This is a genomic window from Oleomonas cavernae (assembly GCF_003590945.1).
GTDB classification, from domain to species: domain Bacteria; phylum Pseudomonadota; class Alphaproteobacteria; order Zavarziniales; family Zavarziniaceae; genus Zavarzinia; species Zavarzinia cavernae.
The window spans coordinates 828,189-844,769 of sequence record NZ_QYUK01000011.1 but is presented as its reverse complement, the minus strand read 5'-3'; the positions used below and the strand labels follow the sequence as shown (position 1 = coordinate 844,769).

The following is a 16,581-nucleotide window of genomic DNA, read 5'->3' as shown; positions in this document are numbered from 1 at the left end:
GATCGAGCATGCGCATCCTTGTCCTTACCGCGATCACCGCTCTGACCTTGTCACTTGGCACCGCCTTCGTGACCGACGCTTCGGCCCAGACGCCGCGGCCCCCTGGCGGCAAGCCGCCGGCGGCCGCCCCCGTGCCGCAGATGCCCAACGACGTCGCCATCGCCGCCGTGGTCAACGAGCAGGTGGTGACGGAATACGACGTCGGCCAGCGCGTGCGCCTGCTGCTGGTCACCACCGGCGTGCCCTACACGCCCCAGGCCGCCCAGGCGGCCCGCCTGACCGCCCTGCGCGCCCTGGTGGACGAGATCCTGCAATTGCAGGAAGCGGCCAAGCAGGGCGTCACGGTGACCGACCAGGAAGTCGAGCAGAGCTTCCAGCAGGTGCTCGAATCCAACAAGGTCACCGCCGAACAGTTCAATGAAATCCTCGCCCGGGCAGGGGTTTCCGCCGACACGCTGAAGCGCCAGTTGCGCGCCGAATCCGCCTGGAATCGCACCGTGCTGCGCCGCTATCAAGGCCGCCTGTCGGTCGGCGACGAGCAGGTCCAGGCCGCGATCGACCGGATCAAGGCCAATGCCGGCCGGCCCGAAAGCCTGGTCTCGGAGATCATGATCGCGGTCGACAATCCCGAGCAGGAAGCCCAGGCCCAGGCTCTGACCCAGCAACTGTTCGATCAGATCCGCGCCGGCGCCCGCTTCTCGGCCCTGGCCCGGCAGTATTCGCAGGCGCCGTCGGCTGCCAATGGCGGCGACATCGGCTGGATCCTGCCCGGCCAGCTGGCGCCCGAGCTCGACACCACCCTGGCCCAGATGCAGACCAATACGGTCTCGCCGCCGATCCGCGCGGCGACCGGCGGCTGGTATATCATCGGCCTGCGCGACCGGCGCCAGACGCCGCCGCCGCCGCCCGACGTGACCATGGTCGAAATCAAGCAGGTCTTCGTGCCCGCCAATATCTCGACCGACGATGCCACCATTGCCAGCCTGACCGAGCGGATGCAGGCCGCCGCCGCCGACATCGACGGCTGCGGCGTGCCGCGCGACGCCCTGGAAGCCCTGCCCGACGCCACCTTCGGCGAGGTCGGCCGCCTGAACATCAAGGATCTGCCGGCGGAATATCGCGCCGTGGTCCAGACCCTGAAGGTCGGCCAGGCCGGCGGCCCCGTGCGCTCGACCGATGGTCTGCACCTGCTGGTGCTGTGCGAGCGCGAGGAGCAGACGCCCGACAACATGATGCGCGACGCGGTTCAGCGCAGCCTCGAGGACCAGCAGCTCGCCATGCTGGCGCGCCGCTACCTGCGTGATCTGCGGCGTACCGCGACGATCGAGGTTCGTTGACCGCCCCCGATCACACCCTGACCGATCAGCACCCGGCCGGCTTGCCCCCGGTCGATCTGCCGCTGGCGCTGACCTGCGGCGAGCCGGCCGGCATCGGGGCCGAGATCGCCCTGAAGGCCTGGGCCGAACGCGAGGAAGGCGGCCCGCGCTTCGTGCTGCTGGACGTGCCCGCCCGGCTGAGCCGGCTGGCCGAGCGCCTGGGCCTGAGCGTGCCGTTGGCCACCATCGCCGACCCGGCCGATGCCGACGCCGACCTGTTCGAAGACGCGCTGCCGGTGCTGCCCCTGGCCGCCCCCATCCATGGCGAGCCGGGCAAGGTCGACGGGCGCGATGCCGCGGCGATCATCGAATCGATCCGGCGCGCGGTGGAACTGACCCAAGGCGGCCGGTGCGCGGCGGTCGTCACCAACCCGATCCGCAAACAGTCGCTGAAAGCGGCCGGCTTCGATCATCCGGGCCATACCGAATTCCTGGCGACGCTGGCGGGCAACGGCGCCCGTTCGTTGATGATGCTGGCCTCGCCCAGCCTGAAGGTGGTGCCGGTAACCGTTCATGTCGCGCTGAGCGCCGTGCCGCGCCTGCTGTCCACCCGCGGCATCGTCGAGGTGGCGCGCCTGACCGCCAGGGCCTTGATCAGTGATTTCGGCATCGCCCGGCCGCGCCTGGCGGTCATCGCGCTCAATCCCCATGCCGGCGAAGGCGGCCTGCTGGGCCGCGAGGAGATCGAGGTGATCGCGCCGGCGGTGGAGATCCTGCAAGCCGAGGGGATCGACGCCTTCGGCCCCCTGCCGCCCGACGCCTCCTTCCACGCCGCCGCGCGCAGCCGCTACGACGTCGCGATATGCATGTATCACGACCAGGCGCTGATCCCGCTCAAGACGCTGGATTTCGACGAGGGCGTGAACGTCACCTTGAACCTGCCCTTCGTGCGCACCTCGCCCGATCACGGCACGGCGATCGATATCGCAGGCCTAGGCAAGGCCAACCCGCAAAGCCTGATCGCCGCCTTGAACCTGGCCGCCAGGATGGCACAAGCCCGCCAAGCGGCGCCATGAGCCTGGACGACCTGCCGCCGCTGCGCGAGGTGATCGCGCGCCACGGCCTGATGGCGAAAAAATCCCTGGGCCAGAATTTCCTGCTGGACCTCAATATCACCGCCCGGATCGCCCGCGCCGCCGGGATCGGCCCCGGCGACCTGGTCTATGAGGTCGGCCCCGGCCCCGGCGGCCTGACCCGCGCCCTGCTGGCGGCCGGCGCCAGCGTCGTCGCCGTGGAACGCGACGAGCGCTGCCTGGAGGCCCTGGGCGAGATCGCCGCCGCCTATCCGGCCGGCCGCCTGACCGTGGTGCCGGGCGACGCGATGGCGATCGACGAGCGCGCCATCCTGGGGGGCAAGCCGGCCAAGATCGTCGCCAACCTGCCCTACAATGTCGGCACCGCCCTGCTCATCCGCTGGCTCTCGGTCGAGCCCTGGCCGCCCTGGTGGCAATCGCTGACCTTGATGTTCCAGAAGGAAGTCGCCGACCGCCTGACCGCCAGGCCCCGCGACGACGACTATTCGCGCCTGACCATCCTGGCACAGTGGCGCGCCCTGGCCCGGCATCATTTCGATCTGAGCCCCAAGGCCTTCGTGCCGCCCCCCAAGGTCACCTCGACGGTTGTCGGCCTCACACCGCTCGCGGCCCCCACCCATGCCTGCCGGCGCGAGACCCTGGAGAAAGTCACCGCCGCCGCCTTCGGCCAGCGCCGCAAAATGCTGCGCCAAAGCCTGAAGGGCCTGCAGGTCCCCGCCGACGTCCTCCTCGAACAGGCCGGCATCACGCCGACGGCCCGGGCGGAAGAACTGGACGTCGCCGCCTTCGCCAGGTTGGCCCGGGCGCTGGATGCCGGCGCCTGATTTTCAGGCGGCGACCGAAACCACGCTGGGCCTTGCGGCGCCCTTGAACAGGCTGGCGGCCGTAACGCCGAATGTTGCCTTGAACGCATGGCTGAAATGGCTCGAATTCGAAAAACCGGCATCGAGGGCCGCGGCGGTGATCGAGGCACCGCCCGCGACACCCTCCACTGCGTGGCGAAATCGGATCCATATCCTGAAGGTGCGAAGCGGCACGCCGATTTCCTGCACGAACAGATGCTGCAGGCGGCCGGGCGAGAGACCGACCTTGCCGGCCAATTCCTCGATCGAGTGGTTGTGGTCGATATCGGCCCTGATCGACGATATGACCCGCGCCACCCGTGCATCGGGCGGGAGCGGCCGCGGCTCGACGCCCAATGCCTGCGCCGCCGCGGCCTCGAAGCCGTCGAACCGCAAGCCCCCGCCCGCCTGGCGTGACGCATAGAGGTTCTGCGCCGCGTCGATGAAGGCGCCTTCCACCGCCGGGGCCAGCGATACCAAGCTATTTTTCCGCAAGGGCGACAAGCGCCGGTAAAAGGGTCGGTCGGGGTCGTTGTAGATCACCGCGACCGGTTCGCCACCCACATCCAGGCTGTGCGAAAGGCCGGCGGGGACGATGGCCGTGCGACAGGCGCGCTCCTCGCCAGCCGCGCCGACCCGAATGGGTCGCCGAAGCGCCACCAAGCAGACCGATATGGGATGCTGGTGCGGCGGCAGCACGCCCAGGCGCCCAATGAACATCAGGCGCTGCGGCCACAGGCACAGCAAGGCCCCCTCGTCGCGCATGGTAGCCGATTCTGGCAAGCGCCCTTTCCCCCAACGATTTATCTTGGCCTTGAAAATTACGCCGGCGACGAAGGCGCGCAAGTTCTTATCCGCGCCGGACACCGAGAGCCGGAAATACCAATGGGAGAGAATGTGCCGAACGCTGTCTTGATCGCAATACTGGGCTGCGGCTGCTTCTTCACTGTCGGGCTGGTGACCGGCATATGGAAATACACGCGCATGATTACGTCGCCCAACGCGCAGGCGCCCGTCTATGTCGACATCTGCCACCGCAGTGCGCTCATGTATTCCTTCGCCTGCCTGGTCCTTGCCGAATTCGCCCGGCTAAGCGTCTGGCCGTCCGTGGTGAACACTGTCGCGGTCGCCGCCGCCGTCACCTTCTTCGCGACGGCCGTCGCCAATTACGCGATCCACGGCTGGCTGAACGATACCGACAACATGCTGAGACGCCCCCATGTCCTGGGCAAGGGCACCGTCCACGGCAAGGTCGTGCACCGCTATGTCATGGCCCTGATCCTGGGCGAGTTCGGGGGTTCCTCGTACTCTTTTCAGGCGCCCTGGCGTCAATGCTGGCCTAGGGAGCCTCTCATGTTCCGGTTGCGCAGCATCGTCATCACGGGAGGCTCGACGGGTCTGGGCTTTGCCCTCGCCGACGCGCTCGCCCCGCTGGGCGCCCGACTGACGCTCGTCTCCCGGCAGGCGGACAATCTCGACCTCGCTGCCCGCCAACTTCGCCGGCGCCACAGCTACGCCGACATCGAGGTGCAAGCGCTCGACGTGGGCGATCCCGAGGCCACTCGGCTGGCCATCGAGACGATCGCCCGGCGGTGTGGGCGGATCGACATGCTGTTCAACAATGCCGGCGTGATGCGCGAGGGCCGGTTCGAGACGCTGGCCGAGGACGATTTTCAATCCGTGATGCGGACCAATTTCCACGGCGTGGTAAATGTCACCAGGGCGGCCCTGGTTCATTTGCGTGCCTCCCGTGGGCACCTCGTCAACATCGCCTCGGTTGCCGGGCTGACTGGCACCTTCGGCTTCACCGCCTATGCGTCGGCGAAACATGCGCTGGTCGGCTTCACCGAATGCCTAAGCTACGAGTTGCCGCCGCAGGGGATCAAAGTCCACCTCGTCTGTCCCGCCGAGTTCGAAACGCCGATGGTGGCTGAACTGGACAGCTACAGGACGCCCGAGAACCGGCGCCATACGCTGGCAATCCCCAGGACCAGCCTGGAAACCGTGGTCGCTGATACGCTGGCCGGGATCCGCCATGGCCGGTATTTCATCGTGCCGGGCCGGCGCGCCCGGCTAGCCGTCCTCGGCCTTCGGCTTTTCCCGTCCGTCGCGAGACGGCTGGGGGCACGCCTCGTCGCCAACGCCCAGCAGGAGGATCCGGCATGAGTTTCACGGTCAAGGAAATCTGGCGCTATCCGGTGAAATCAATGCAAGGGGAGAAGCTGGACGCCTGCGCTGTCTCGCCCCTGGGCATCCCCTATGATCGCGGCTGGGCGGTCCGGGACGAGAAGACGCAGACGATCCGAGGGGCCAAGCATCTGCCCAAGCTCATGCTCTGCGCGGCACGCTATGTAAACGATGCCATGGCGGGCGCCGTGCCCCATGTGGAGATCACCCTGCCGGGTGGCGAGCGGATCCGCTCGGATGCGCCCGGCATTCACGCCGCCGTATCGGAAGCGGTCGGCCGCGAGGTAACCCTGTGGCCGCTGGTTGCGGCGGAGAACAAAGATCACTACCGGATCCATGAGCAACCGTCCGGCGATCCCATTGACGAATGGCGGCGCATCTTTGCCCTGGGGCCGGAGGATCCCATGCCGGACCTGGGCGGCTTCAGCGCAGAGCTCTTACAGGAGCTGATCGAATATGCCTCGCCCCTTGGCACCTATTTCGACGCGTTCCCCATCAACCTGCTGACCGAGAGTTCGCTGCGCCATTTGCAGAACCTGGCCCCCGAAGCGGTGCTCGATGCGCGTCGATTCCGGCCCAACTTCCTGCTCGCGGACGACACGGCCGCCGGCGTGGTCGAGGAGGCGTGGGTCGGGCGGCAACTGCGCATCGGCACGGCAAGCCTCGACATCTCGGCCAGGGCGCCGCGCTGTGTCATGACCTCGCACGCGCAGCCCGGGCTGGACCGGGACCCGACCGTTATCCGGACGATCGTGCGCGAATTGGAGAGCTGTCTCAGCGTCTATGCCACGGTCGCCGCCCCCGGTGCCGTGACGATCGGAGATGCCATCGTCGTGGCCTGAGCCGGGCGCCGGAATTGCCCGCCATCGTCCGCCCTTGCCAGGGCGTGCCGTCTGGTTCATTGTCACTTCAAATTTTGAAGTGACAGGTATGAGTTGGGACGAGATCGGCGACACCCCCTGCCCCATCGCGCGGACCCTGGCGGTCGTGGGTGACCGCTGGACCATGCTGATCGTGCGGGAACTGTTCACCGGCACGCGCCGGTTCGAGGATTTCCAGGCCCAGACCGGCATCTCGCCGCACCTGCTCTCGACCCGCCTGAAGCGGCTGGAGGCCGACGGCATCGTGCGGCGCCAAGCCTATAGCGCCCACCCGCCGCGCCACGACTACCGGCTGACCGAGAAGGGCCTGGATCTTTACCCGCTGATCCTGGGCCTGCGCGCCTGGGGCGAGAAATGGGGCGGCTTCGACGCCGCTCACCAGCCCGCCCTGCGCATCCTGCACAAGGCCTGCGGGCACGAGACCGGCTTGCCGTTGCGCTGCGCCGCCTGCGGCATGGCTTATGGCGCCCGCGATACCAAGGCAGTCATGAGCGACGATTTCGCCACCGCCCGCGCCGCGCGCCACCAGGCCTTCCACGCCCGCAAGACCACCGATCGAGGATGAGATCCTGCAGATGACTCCGTTTTCCACGCTTGTCGCCGCCATTGCCCTCTCGACCGATGGCTATACGGTAACCCTGCCCGACGATTGGCTGCAGGGCCGCACGGCTTACGGCGGCCTGAGCGCCGCGCTGTGTTACGAGGCGGCGAGCCGGGCCTTCACCGACCTGCCGCCGCTGCGCTCGGCCCAATTCTGCTTCATCGGCCCGGCCGGCGGGACCGTGACCATCGTCCCTACGATCCTGCGCCAGGGCCGTTCCACCGTCTTCGTCTCGGTCGATCTCATGGCGGAATCCGGCCTCGCCGCCCGCGCCCTGCTCAGCTTCGGCGCCGCCCGGGAATCGGCCTTCGACTACAGCGACCTGGCCATGCCGGCGGTGGCGGCACCCGAGCAGTGCGAGTCCTTCTTCGGCGGGCGGCCGGGGCCGAGCTTTGCCAAACACTTCGATTCCCGCCTGGCCGGCGGCTTCCGTCCCATCACCGGGGCGCCCGAACCCGACATGCTGCTGTGGCTGCGCCATTTCGACGAGGCGACGCCCAACGACCTCACCGCGCTCATCGCCCTGGCCGATGCCGCCCCGCCCGCGGCCATGACCCAGTTCACGACACCGGCCCCGATCAGCACCATGACCTGGTCGATCGATATGCTGGCCCCGGCGCCAGCCGACGACAGCGGCTGGCGCCTGATGCGGACCACCGCGGAGAGCACCATGGCTGGCTATTCCGCCCAGGCGATGATGATCTGGGGGCCGGGTGGGGAACCGCTGATGGTCGCCCGGCAGAACGTGGCGATCTTCGCCTAGCGCCGGTGTTCGAGCACCCGGCGCAGATCCTCGGGGATCGGCATCGGCTTGGTCGCCGGCACGTTCGCCCCGCCGGTGTTGCCGGCGGGGACCCAGATGCGGGAAAATAGCGCGGCGGCGGCGATGCGCTTCACCTGGCCGACGATTTCGCGCCGGTCGCCGCGCCGCCGGCCGACCTTCAGCATCCAGACATGCACCCGGACATGACGCCGGGTCGAGCGCTGGCCCAGGATGTGGGCGCGTTCCAAGGTCTTGAAACAGGCATCGAATTCGCCGTGGGCATAGGCCAGCTCGGCCCGCGCCATCTCGACTTCGAATGCCAGCTTCCACAGATGGTTCACTTGCCCTCATCCCCTATCCACCGCAGCATGGCGGCCCGGCTGGGACACTTCTTGCCAGAACGAAGGAGGCAGCGCCATGGATCAACGTATCATCGACCTCTATGACGAATACACCCACGCCCCGCTCGACCGCCGGGTGTTTCTCGATCGGCTGACCCGCCTGGCCGGGGGCACGGCGGCCGCGTTTGCCCTGCTGCCGGCGCTGGAAAACAACTATGCCCTGGCCGCGGTGGTGGCGCAGGATGATCCGCGCCTGGCGATCGCCACGGGCAGCTACGACGGCGCCACCGGCCCGGTGAAATATTACGAGGCCAAGCCCAAGGAGGCGGCCGCGACCACCCCGGCGGTGCTGGTGATCCATGAGAACCGCGGCCTCAATCCCCACACGCAAGATACGGCGCGGCGCCTGGCCGTCGCCGGATTCCGGGCTGTCGCTGTTGATTTCCTGTCCCCTGCCGGCGGCACCCCCGCCGATGCCGACAAGGCCCGCGACCTGATCGGCGCACTGGATCCCGCCGCCACCCTGGGCAACGCGGTTGCCGGCGTGGCCTTCCTGGCGGCGACCGGCGCCAAGGTCGGCGCTGTCGGCTTCTGCTGGGGCGGCGGCCTGTCCGGCCGGCTGGCGACCGCCAGCGACAAGCTGTCGGGCGCGGTGGTCTACTACGGCATGCCGCCCGATGCCGCAGAGGTTCCCAAGATCAAGGCGCCGCTGTTGCTGCACTATGCCGGGCTGGACGAGCGCATCAACGCCGCCGTACCCGCCTTCGAGGCGGCGCTGAAGGCGGCGGGCGTGAAATACCAGGCCTTCGTCTATGACGGCAAGCAGCACGCCTTCAACAACGACACCAACGAGGCCCGCTACGACAAGGACGCGGCCGAACTGGCGTGGGGCCGGACCATCGATTTCTTCAAGGCATCGCTGGCCTGAGCAGCAGGGCGATGAAGAGGTCGAGCGCGCCGGTCATCACCGCCTCGACCTCGCCGTCGGCCACCCGCCAGGTCGGGAACTGGCCGTCCACATACATGCGGGCCAAGCCATAGACCAGGGCCCGCGTGGTGAGGCGCACCAGGCGGGCATCGGCGGCGATCTGCGGCGCGGCCGCCGCCAGGATCTCGTCCATCATGTCCTGCAGCAGGTCGAGATCACCGGTCAGCGCGGCGGAGCCGGTGAAATCGATCTGCCGGCGCGCCGAAATGATCTCGAAATGCGTCGGGTTGGTCCGCGCCCAGCGCAGATAGGCAAGGCCCATGGCGCGCAGGACCGCGGCCGGCGCAGCCCCGGGCACGGCGTCGAGCGCCAGGGATATCTCGGCGCGCAGGCGGCTCATCGCCTCCTCGGCCACCGCGGTCATCAGGGCGGTGCGACCGGCGAAATGGCGGAACGGCGCGCCCGACGAGACGCCGGCGCGCCGGGCCGCCTCGCGCATGGTGACGTTCTCCGGGCCCCTTCCGCCGCCAGGCTCAGGGCTGCATCGATCAAGGCCTGGCGCAGGTTGCCGTGGTGATAGGCGCGCGACTGCACCATCCCTTTCCTCATCCGTTACTCCCTCGCCCCGCTTGCGGGGAGAGGGCCGGGGTGAGGGGCCATGGGGACGTGCGCCGGCCCAAACACCCCTCACCCTAACCCTCTCCCCGCAAGCGGGGCGAGGGAACTTGAAGATAACATGATGTAAGCGGCGCGTACATTCGGTTGACGTGATCGTCGCCCTCGTGTAAGCATTGCTTACATAAAGAGGGAGCGCGCCGATGAGATTGCTGCAAGGTTGGCCGCTGGTCGGCACGGTGGCGATGCTGATCGCCCTGCCCTGCCTGGCGATCGTCCTGGCCGGCGGCGGCCAGGTGGACGATCTCCGGCTGGTCATCCGCATCACCGCGCGGACCTCGCTGGTGCTGTTCTGCCTCGCCTTTACCGCCTCGGCCCTGGTGCGCCAGTGGCCGGGCACGGCGACCCGCTGGCTGCGGCGCAATCGCCGCTATGTCGGGGTTTCCTTTGCGGCATCCCATGGGCTGCATGCCATCGCCATCGTGGCCTTTGCCATGGCCGATCCCGTGCGCTTCAACGCCCAGGTGCCGCTGCCCACGCTGATCGGCGGCGGCTTTGCCTATGTCCTGATCGCGGCGATGGTGGCGACCTCGTTCGACCGCACGGCGGCGCTGATCGGGCCGCGCGCCTGGAAGATCCTGCACACCGTGGGCAGTTACTATGTCTGGATCGTCTTCTTCCAGGGCTTTGCCAAGCGCTCGGTCGACGATCCGTTCTATCTCGTCCCCGCCGCCGTCGTGATCGCGGCGATGGTCATCCGCTGGATGCCGGCGATTACACGCCGTCGCGCAGCCGCTTGACGAAATCGCCAAGGCCGGTCTGGCGGCGGCGGCGCAGCCGTTCGGCGTGCAGGATCGACTGGACCTGAAGCAGGGTCTTCTCCAGGTCCTCGTTCAGGACGACGTAATCATACTCGGCCCAATGGCTGATCTCGTCCGAGGCCTTGGCCATGCGCGCGGCGACCACGTCGGCCGGGTCCTGCGCCCGCTGGCGCAGGCGGCGTTCCAGCTCGCGGGTCGAGGGCGGCAGGATGAAGATCGAAATCACGTCTTCGCGGGCATGCTCGACCAGTTGCTGGGTGCCCTGCCAGTCGATGTCGAACAGCACGTCGCGCCCCAGGGCCAGGGCTTCGGCCACCGGCCCCTTGGGCGTGCCGTAGTGATTGCTGAAGACCTTGGCATGTTCCAGCAGCTCGCGCCTATTGACCATCAGGCCGAATTGTTCGGGCGTGATGAAGAAATAGTCGCGGCCCTCGACCTCGCCCGGGCGCGGCGGCCTGGTTGTCACCGAAACCGACATCTTGAGCTGCGGCTCGCTTTGCAGCAGCTTGCGGGAAATCGTGGTCTTGCCGGCACCCGAGGGCGACGACAGCACCATCATCAGGCCGCGGCGTTCGATCCCGTGCGACATTACCCGTTCCCTATCCGGCGGTGCGTCATTCGACGTTCTGGACCTGCTCGCGCAGGCGATCGACACTGGTCTTCAGATCAAGGCCCAACCGCGTCAACTCGACGTCGGTCGACTTGGAGCACAGCGTATTGGCCTCGCGGTTGAATTCCTGGGCGAGGAAATCGAGCCGGCGCCCCACCCCGTCGCCGGCCTTCAGCAACTTGCGCGCCTCGGCCACGTGGGCCCGCAGGCGGTCGATTTCTTCCCGGACGTCGGCCTTGACCGCCAGCATCGCCACTTCCTGGACCAGGCGATCGGGCGACACGCTGCCGGCCTTGTCCTTCAGGACATCGGCAAGCTGGGCCTCGAGCCTTGCCTTGATCGCGCCGGGCTGGGTCGCCGCCAGCACTTCCGAGGCATCGGTCAGGCGTTCGATCTCGTCGAGATGAGCCTGGAGGGCCGCCGCCAGATGAGCGCCTTCGGCGTTGCGCGAAAGGCTCAGGGCATCCACCGCCGCCTCGAAGGCCGCGATAACGGCAAGATCCAGGGCTTCCTCGTCCGGCGTCTGGGTCCCGCCGTCGCGGGCGATCACGCCGGGCAGTGCCATCAGGCCTTCGATCCGCGGCGCCTTCAGGCCGTGGGCGACCGCCAGCGCACTCGCCGCCTTGATATAGTGCGACAGGACCGCCTGGTCGAGGCGGGGCAGATTGCCGTCGCCGGCTGTGACCAGGTTGAGCTGGGCCTGGAGATTGCCGCGCTTGAGCCGCTTGGCCGCGAGGTCGCGCACCGGGCGTTCCAGCCGTTCCATGCCCCCGGGCAGGCGGGTGCGCACTTCCAAACCACGACCGTTGACCGATTTCACTTCCCAGATGAATTCGAGATCGCCCGCCTTGCCACTGATGCGGGCAAAACCGGTCATGCTCTGCAAGGCCATGGACGACGACTCCGGTTCAGGCGGGCAACGGTGCTGCGCTCATACTATGGGGGCCTGCATTGGACAAGCGGGGGCTCAATTGCCCTTGGCCGCCTGGAGGTCGCGCCACTTCTTGACGTTGCGGTTGTGCTCGTCGAGGGTCGCGGCAAAGGCGTGGCCGCCGCTGCCGTCGGCGACGAAATAGAGGTCGTTGGTCTTCAGCGGATTGACCGCGGCCTCGATCGAATCCTGCCCCGGGCTGGCGATCGGGCCCGGCGGCAGGCCGGGGATCGTATAGGTGTTGTAGGGGGTGGCGGTATCCAGCTCGCTGCGGGTCAGGCCCCGTCCCAGGCCGCGGGCTCCTGAGGTAATGCCATAGATTACGGTCGGGTCCGACTGCAGACGCATGCCGCGGTTGAGGCGGTTGACGAAGACCCCGGCGATGCGGCGGCGTTCGCTGTCCCTGGCGGTTTCCTTCTCGATGATCGAGGCCAGGACCAGGGCCTCCTCGGGCGTGGTGAAAGGCAGGTCGGGGCTGCGCTTCTCCCAGGCCTGGGCCAGGGTGCCGGCCATGGCGCGGCGCATCCGGTCGATCATGGCCGAGCGGTTTTCGCCGCGGGTGAAGTTGTAGGTCTCGGGCAGCAGGCTGCCCTCGGGCGGCATGGGCGGCAGTGAACCGGACAGCGCGGCGGTATCCTCGACCAGGCGCATGATCTGGGCGACCGCCATGCCTTCGGGCACGGTCAGGCGGTGAACCACCACCTTGCCGTCGCGCAGCAGGCGCACGATCGCCGAGGCGCTGGCGCCGGGCGGAATTTCATATTCGCCGGCCAGCAGCGGCCGCTCGTCGCCCGGCACCACCGCCGCCGCGACCACCCACCACGACCAATCGACGGCATTCGCCGCTTCGAGCGTGCGCGCGATACCCTCGAGGCCGGTGCCCGGTTCGATCACCACCGTAACCGGCTGCGTTGCCGGGCCGGCGCGCTGGATTTCGAAATAGCCGTAGAGGACGAGGCCGCCCGCAATCAGGGCGAGCGAGAAGAGGCCCAGCAGGAGCGCGCGCAGCATCTGCCCGCGCTCCCCCGGCTCAATCGACGCGGGTCAGAACCAGCGCCGCGTTGGTCCCGCCGAACCCGAACGAGTTCGACAGCGCGGCGCGGATTTCCCGCTTTTTGGCCGTATGCGGCACGAGATCGATGCCCGTGACGCCGTCTGCTGGCGTGTCGAGATTGAGGGTCGGCGGCGCGATCTGGTCGCGCATGGCCAGCACGCAGAAGATCGCCTCGACCGAACCGGCGGCGCCCAGAAGATGCCCGATCGACGACTTGGTCGACGACATGGAGACCTGCGCGGCCGCGTTGCCGAACATGCGCTTCACCGCCCCGAACTCGATCTCGTCGGCCATGGTCGACGTGCCATGGGCGTTGACGTAGTCGATGTCGGAGGGTTGCAGCCCCGCCCGCTTGAGCGCGGCCTGCATGGCCCGGAACCCGCCGTCGCCATCCTCGGACGGCGCCGTGATGTGATAGGCATCGCCCGACAGGCCGTAGCCCTTCACCTCGGCATAGATCTTGGCCCCGCGCGCCTTGGCATGCTCGTACTCCTCGAGCACGACAATGCCGGCACCCTCGCCCATGACGAAACCGTCACGGTCCTTGTCCCAGGGCCGCGACGCCTTTTCGGGCGTCTCGTTATAGGCGGTGGAGAGGGCGCGCGCGGCGGCAAAGCCCGCTATCCCTAGACGGCAGAGCGCCCCTTCGGTACCGCCGGCGATCATCACGTCGGCGTCGTCGAGCGCGATCAGGCGCGCGGCATCGCCGATGGCATGGGCACCGGTCGCGCAGGCCGTCACCACCGAGTGGTTGGGTCCCTTGTAACCAAAGCGGATCGAGACATGGCCCGACGCCAGATTGATCAGGCGTCCGGGAATGAAGAACGGGCTGATGCGCCGGGCGCCGCGCTCGTGCAACAGCACCGCGGCTTCGGCAATGCCCGGCAGGCCGCCGATGCCCGAGCCGATCATGACACCGGTCCGCAGGCATTCTTCCGGCGAGGGCTGCTCCCAGCCGGAATCGGTGACCGCCTGGACGGCAGCGGCGATCGCATAGACGATGAAATCGTCGACCTTGCGCTGCTCCTTGGGCTCCAGCCACTGGTCTGGATTGAAGGTGCCGTCAGAACCGTCGCCGCGGGGCACGTTGCCCGCAATCTTGGCCGACAGGTCCGACGTATCGAAGGTCGTGATGGACCGGATGCCCGACTGGCCGGCGAGAAGACGCTGCCACGTCTCCTCGACCCCGCTGCTGAGCGGGGTAACCAGGCCGAGTCCGGTGACGACGACGCGCCTCATGTGAGGTCTGCGTGTGCTGCTGCGGGAAACGTCGCCGTAATCAGGCGACGTTCTCCTTGATGAAATCGATCGCGTCCTTGACGGTCAGGATCTTTTCCGCGGCAGAGTCGGGGATCTCGCAACCGAATTCCTCCTCGAACGCCATGACCAGCTCGACCTGGTCGAGCGAGTCCGCGCCGAGATCATCGATGAAGCTCGCGCTTTCGACGACCTTGTCCTCATCGACGCCAAGGTGCTCGACGACGATCTTCTTCACGCGCTCGGCAATGTCGCTCATTCCATTTCCCCTGCTCTAAAAACTCGGCGCCTCGCGCCAACCTGTTGATGCACCCTGGCAGTCCGCTCACACAAGCCGCCCAGATCATGGCGGGCACCAGATCTTGGCGGGCAGAAGTCACGCGGCCGCGACCGGCGCTATTCCCTCGGCAACCGACGGCTGGCTTCGTAACATAATCGCACGACCTTTGCCAGCGCCGCCGCCTCGGCGGAAATCCGCGCCTGACCCGCTTAAATCATAGCCATTCCGCCGTTTACGTGAATGGTTTGGCCGGTGACGTAGCCACCTTCGTTCGATGCAAGGAAAACCACAGCGGCCGCCACGTCTTCCGACTTGCCGAATCGGCCGGCCGGAATCTTGGAAAGCGTCGCTTCCTTGATCTTGTCGTTCAGGACATCGGTCATTGCGGTTGCAATGAAGCCCGGCGCCACGCAATTCACGGTTACATTGCGCGAGGCGATTTCCTGCGCCAGCGACTTGGTCATGCCCACGACGCCGGCCTTCGAGGCGGCGTAGTTGGCCTGGCCGGCATTGCCCATCGCCCCGACGACCGAGGTGATGGAAATGATCCGGCCGAAACGCCGCCGCATCATGCCGCGCGAAATCGCCCGGGTCAGGCGGAAGGTGCCGGTCAGGTTGACCGCGATCACCTCGTCCCACATCTCGTCGGACAGGCGCATGAACAGCATGTCGCGGGTCAGGCCGGCGTTGTTGACCAGGATGTCGACCTGGCCAAGGGCCGCCTCGGCCTTCTCCGCCAGGGCCTCGACCGCGGCGGCATCGCCCAGTTCGCCGGTCAGGACATGGACCCGCTCGCCGCCCAGTTCGGCCGCCAGGGCCTCGAGTGCTTCCTGCTTGCGGCCGGCGAGGCCGACCGTGGCGCCCTGGGCATGGAGCGCCCGGGCGATCGATCCGCCGATGCCGCCGGAAGCCCCGGTGACGAGTGCGCTCTTGCCGCTCAGGTCGAACATGGCCCTACCCTCTCACAGCGTCTTCAGGAAGACGTCGATGTCGTGCGGATTGTTGATGGTGACCGCGGTCAATTCCTTGTCGATGCGCTTCACCAGGCCGGTCAGGACCCGGCCGGCGCCGATTTCGACCAGTTGCTCGACCCCTTCCGCCCGCATCCGCTGGACGGATTCGCGCCAGCGCACGGCACCGGTCACCTGGGCGACCAGCAGGTCGCGAATCGTGTCGGGATCGCTGACCGGGGCCGCCGTCACATTGGCGATCACCGGCACGGCGGGCGGCAGAATGTCGATCTTGGCCAGCACTTCGGCCATCTCGTCGGCCGCCGGCTGCATCAGCGCACAATGGAACGGGGCACTGACGGCCAGCGGCATGACGCGCTTGGCGCCACGCTCCAAGGCGATGACCCCGGCCCGCTCGATCATGGCCTTGTGTCCCGAGATCACGACCTGGGCGCCGCCGTTATCGTTGGCCGCCGCGACGATCTCGCCCCCGGTCGAGGCATCGGCCGCGATCGCCTGGGCCTGATCGAATTCCACGCCCAGCAAAACGGCCATGCCGCCGACGCCCAGGGGCACCGCGCGCTGCATGGCCAGGCCGCGCGCCCGCAACGCCCGCGCCGTGTCGGTCAGCGACATGCCGCCCACGGCCGCCAGGGCCGAGTATTCGCCCAGCGAGTGGCCGGCGACGAAATCGGCCATCTGCGCCAGCTTCTTGCCCGATTCCGCTTCCAGCACGCGCACCGCGGCCAAGCTGACCGCCATCAAGGCGGGCTGCAGGTTTTCGGTCAGGGTCAGGGCCTCGGCCGGGCCCTCGAAGGTGATGCGGGACAGCTTCTCGCCCAGCGCATCGTCAACTTCTTCAAAGACTTGGCGGGCGATCGCAAAGGCATCGAACAGTTCGCGCCCCATGCCAACGACTTGCGAACCCTGGCCGGGGAAAGTGAAGGCACGACGCATGTGGGGGGCCCATTGCGAAAAGATCGAGTGGCGGGGTGTTTGCCCGTGACCGGGGCAGGTGTCAAGCGCCACAGGTCCCGCCGTGGGGCGGCGCCGATCACCGGAAGAGCGATATCCCAGGTAATAGTGGCACCGCTACAATGGCCGGGGCGC

19 protein-coding genes are annotated in these 16,581 nt (G+C 67.8%); 9 read left to right on the top strand and 10 right to left on the bottom strand.

Features of this window, described 5'->3' with window-relative positions; genetic code table 11:
• Positions 1-8: 8 nt before the first annotated feature.
• Genes D3874_RS07680 through rsmA form a run of 3 tightly spaced genes read left to right on the top strand, consistent with a single transcriptional unit; the run spans position 9 to position 3,234 of the window.
• Positions 9-1,337: a peptidylprolyl isomerase gene (locus D3874_RS07680; RefSeq protein ID WP_158595885.1), complete on the top strand. Its 1,329-nt coding sequence runs from the start codon at positions 9-11 to the stop codon at positions 1,335-1,337.
• 41 nt (positions 1,338-1,378) lie between these two features.
• Entirely contained in the window at positions 1,379-2,392 is a 1,014-nt protein-coding gene (gene pdxA / locus D3874_RS07675; RefSeq protein ID WP_119782201.1) for a 4-hydroxythreonine-4-phosphate dehydrogenase PdxA, read from the top strand.
• Positions 2,389-3,234, top strand: a complete 846-nt coding sequence (gene rsmA, locus D3874_RS07670; protein WP_119777557.1) for a 16S rRNA (adenine(1518)-N(6)/adenine(1519)-N(6))-dimethyltransferase RsmA — start codon at positions 2,389-2,391, stop codon at positions 3,232-3,234. Before pdxA ends, rsmA begins: the two co-directional genes overlap by 4 nt.
• A gap of 3 nt (positions 3,235-3,237) precedes the next feature.
• Here rsmA and D3874_RS07665 read toward each other — a convergent pair whose 3' ends face one another.
• Positions 3,238-4,098 carry a helix-turn-helix domain-containing protein gene (locus D3874_RS07665; RefSeq protein WP_147385561.1) on the bottom strand — a complete coding sequence of 287 codons (861 nt, stop codon included), beginning with the start codon at positions 4,096-4,098 and terminating at the stop codon, positions 3,238-3,240.
• Positions 4,099-4,149: 51 nt separating this feature from the next.
• On the opposite strand from D3874_RS07665, the gene D3874_RS07660 reads away from it, so the two are divergent.
• The 4 genes from D3874_RS07660 to D3874_RS07645 all read left to right on the top strand — a co-directional run bounded on the left by D3874_RS07660 (position 4,150) and on the right by D3874_RS07645 (position 7,684).
• Positions 4,150-5,418, top strand: coding sequence for an SDR family NAD(P)-dependent oxidoreductase (locus tag D3874_RS07660; protein ID WP_199698986.1), 1,269 nt, complete (start codon positions 4,150-4,152; stop codon positions 5,416-5,418).
• The gene (locus tag D3874_RS07655; RefSeq protein ID WP_119777554.1) at positions 5,415-6,281 is read left to right on the top strand and encodes an MOSC domain-containing protein; all 867 of its coding nucleotides are present in this window, start codon (positions 5,415-5,417) and stop codon (positions 6,279-6,281) included. Before D3874_RS07660 ends, D3874_RS07655 begins: the two co-directional genes overlap by 4 nt.
• 88 nt (positions 6,282-6,369) lie before the next feature.
• Positions 6,370-6,885: a winged helix-turn-helix transcriptional regulator gene (locus tag D3874_RS07650; RefSeq protein WP_119777553.1), complete on the top strand. Its 516-nt coding sequence runs from the start codon at positions 6,370-6,372 to the stop codon at positions 6,883-6,885.
• A 10-nt stretch (positions 6,886-6,895) separates the two neighbouring features.
• Positions 6,896-7,684: an acyl-CoA thioesterase gene (locus D3874_RS07645; protein ID WP_119777552.1), complete on the top strand. Its 789-nt coding sequence runs from the start codon at positions 6,896-6,898 to the stop codon at positions 7,682-7,684.
• Here D3874_RS07645 and D3874_RS07640 read toward each other — a convergent pair.
• Entirely contained in the window at positions 7,681-8,025 is a 345-nt protein-coding gene (locus tag D3874_RS07640; RefSeq protein WP_199698985.1) for a DUF3703 domain-containing protein, read from the bottom strand. The two genes, D3874_RS07645 and D3874_RS07640, sit on opposite strands and share 4 nt — an antisense overlap.
• A gap of 76 nt (positions 8,026-8,101) precedes the next feature.
• Here D3874_RS07640 and D3874_RS07635 point away from each other — a divergent pair, with 76 nt between their 5' ends.
• On the top strand, positions 8,102-8,953 hold the full coding sequence (locus tag D3874_RS07635) for a dienelactone hydrolase family protein (RefSeq protein ID WP_119777551.1): 852 nt from the start codon (positions 8,102-8,104) through the stop codon (positions 8,951-8,953).
• Here D3874_RS07635 and D3874_RS31120 read toward each other — a convergent pair.
• On the bottom strand, positions 8,934-9,887 hold the full coding sequence (locus tag D3874_RS31120) for a TetR/AcrR family transcriptional regulator (protein WP_274380574.1): 954 nt from the start codon (positions 9,885-9,887) through the stop codon (positions 8,934-8,936). The two genes, D3874_RS07635 and D3874_RS31120, sit on opposite strands and share 20 nt — an antisense overlap.
• Here D3874_RS31120 and D3874_RS07625 point away from each other — a divergent pair.
• Positions 9,772-10,368 carry a hypothetical protein gene (locus tag D3874_RS07625; protein WP_147385560.1) on the top strand — a complete coding sequence of 199 codons (597 nt, stop codon included), beginning with the start codon at positions 9,772-9,774 and terminating at the stop codon, positions 10,366-10,368. The two genes, D3874_RS31120 and D3874_RS07625, sit on opposite strands and share 116 nt — an antisense overlap.
• Here the strand turns inward: D3874_RS07625 and gmk are convergent.
• From gmk to fabD, 7 genes are all read right to left on the bottom strand, one after another.
• Positions 10,343-10,978, bottom strand: coding sequence for a guanylate kinase (gene gmk / locus D3874_RS07620; protein ID WP_119777548.1), 636 nt, complete (start codon positions 10,976-10,978; stop codon positions 10,343-10,345). The two genes, D3874_RS07625 and gmk, sit on opposite strands and share 26 nt — an antisense overlap.
• Before the next feature lie 25 nt (positions 10,979-11,003).
• Positions 11,004-11,891, bottom strand: coding sequence for a YicC/YloC family endoribonuclease (locus D3874_RS07615; RefSeq protein ID WP_119777547.1), 888 nt, complete (start codon positions 11,889-11,891; stop codon positions 11,004-11,006).
• A 75-nt stretch (positions 11,892-11,966) separates the two neighbouring features.
• Positions 11,967-12,941 (bottom strand): endolytic transglycosylase MltG, encoded by a 975-nt coding sequence (mltG, locus tag D3874_RS07610; RefSeq protein WP_119777546.1) that lies wholly within the window; start codon positions 12,939-12,941, stop codon positions 11,967-11,969.
• Positions 12,942-12,960: 19 nt separating this feature from the next.
• The gene (gene fabF / locus D3874_RS07605; protein ID WP_119777545.1) at positions 12,961-14,223 is read right to left on the bottom strand and encodes a beta-ketoacyl-ACP synthase II; all 1,263 of its coding nucleotides are present in this window, start codon (positions 14,221-14,223) and stop codon (positions 12,961-12,963) included.
• 40 nt (positions 14,224-14,263) lie between these two features.
• On the bottom strand, positions 14,264-14,500 hold the full coding sequence (locus tag D3874_RS07600; protein ID WP_119777544.1) for an acyl carrier protein: 237 nt from the start codon (positions 14,498-14,500) through the stop codon (positions 14,264-14,266).
• 230 nt (positions 14,501-14,730) lie between these two features.
• Positions 14,731-15,471, bottom strand: coding sequence for a 3-oxoacyl-[acyl-carrier-protein] reductase (fabG, locus tag D3874_RS07595; RefSeq protein ID WP_119777543.1), 741 nt, complete (start codon positions 15,469-15,471; stop codon positions 14,731-14,733).
• Positions 15,472-15,483: 12 nt separating this feature from the next.
• Complete coding sequence (fabD, locus tag D3874_RS07590) at positions 15,484-16,428, bottom strand: ACP S-malonyltransferase (RefSeq protein WP_119777542.1); 945 nt, start codon at positions 16,426-16,428, stop codon at positions 15,484-15,486.
• Positions 16,429-16,581: the final 153 nt, after the last annotated feature.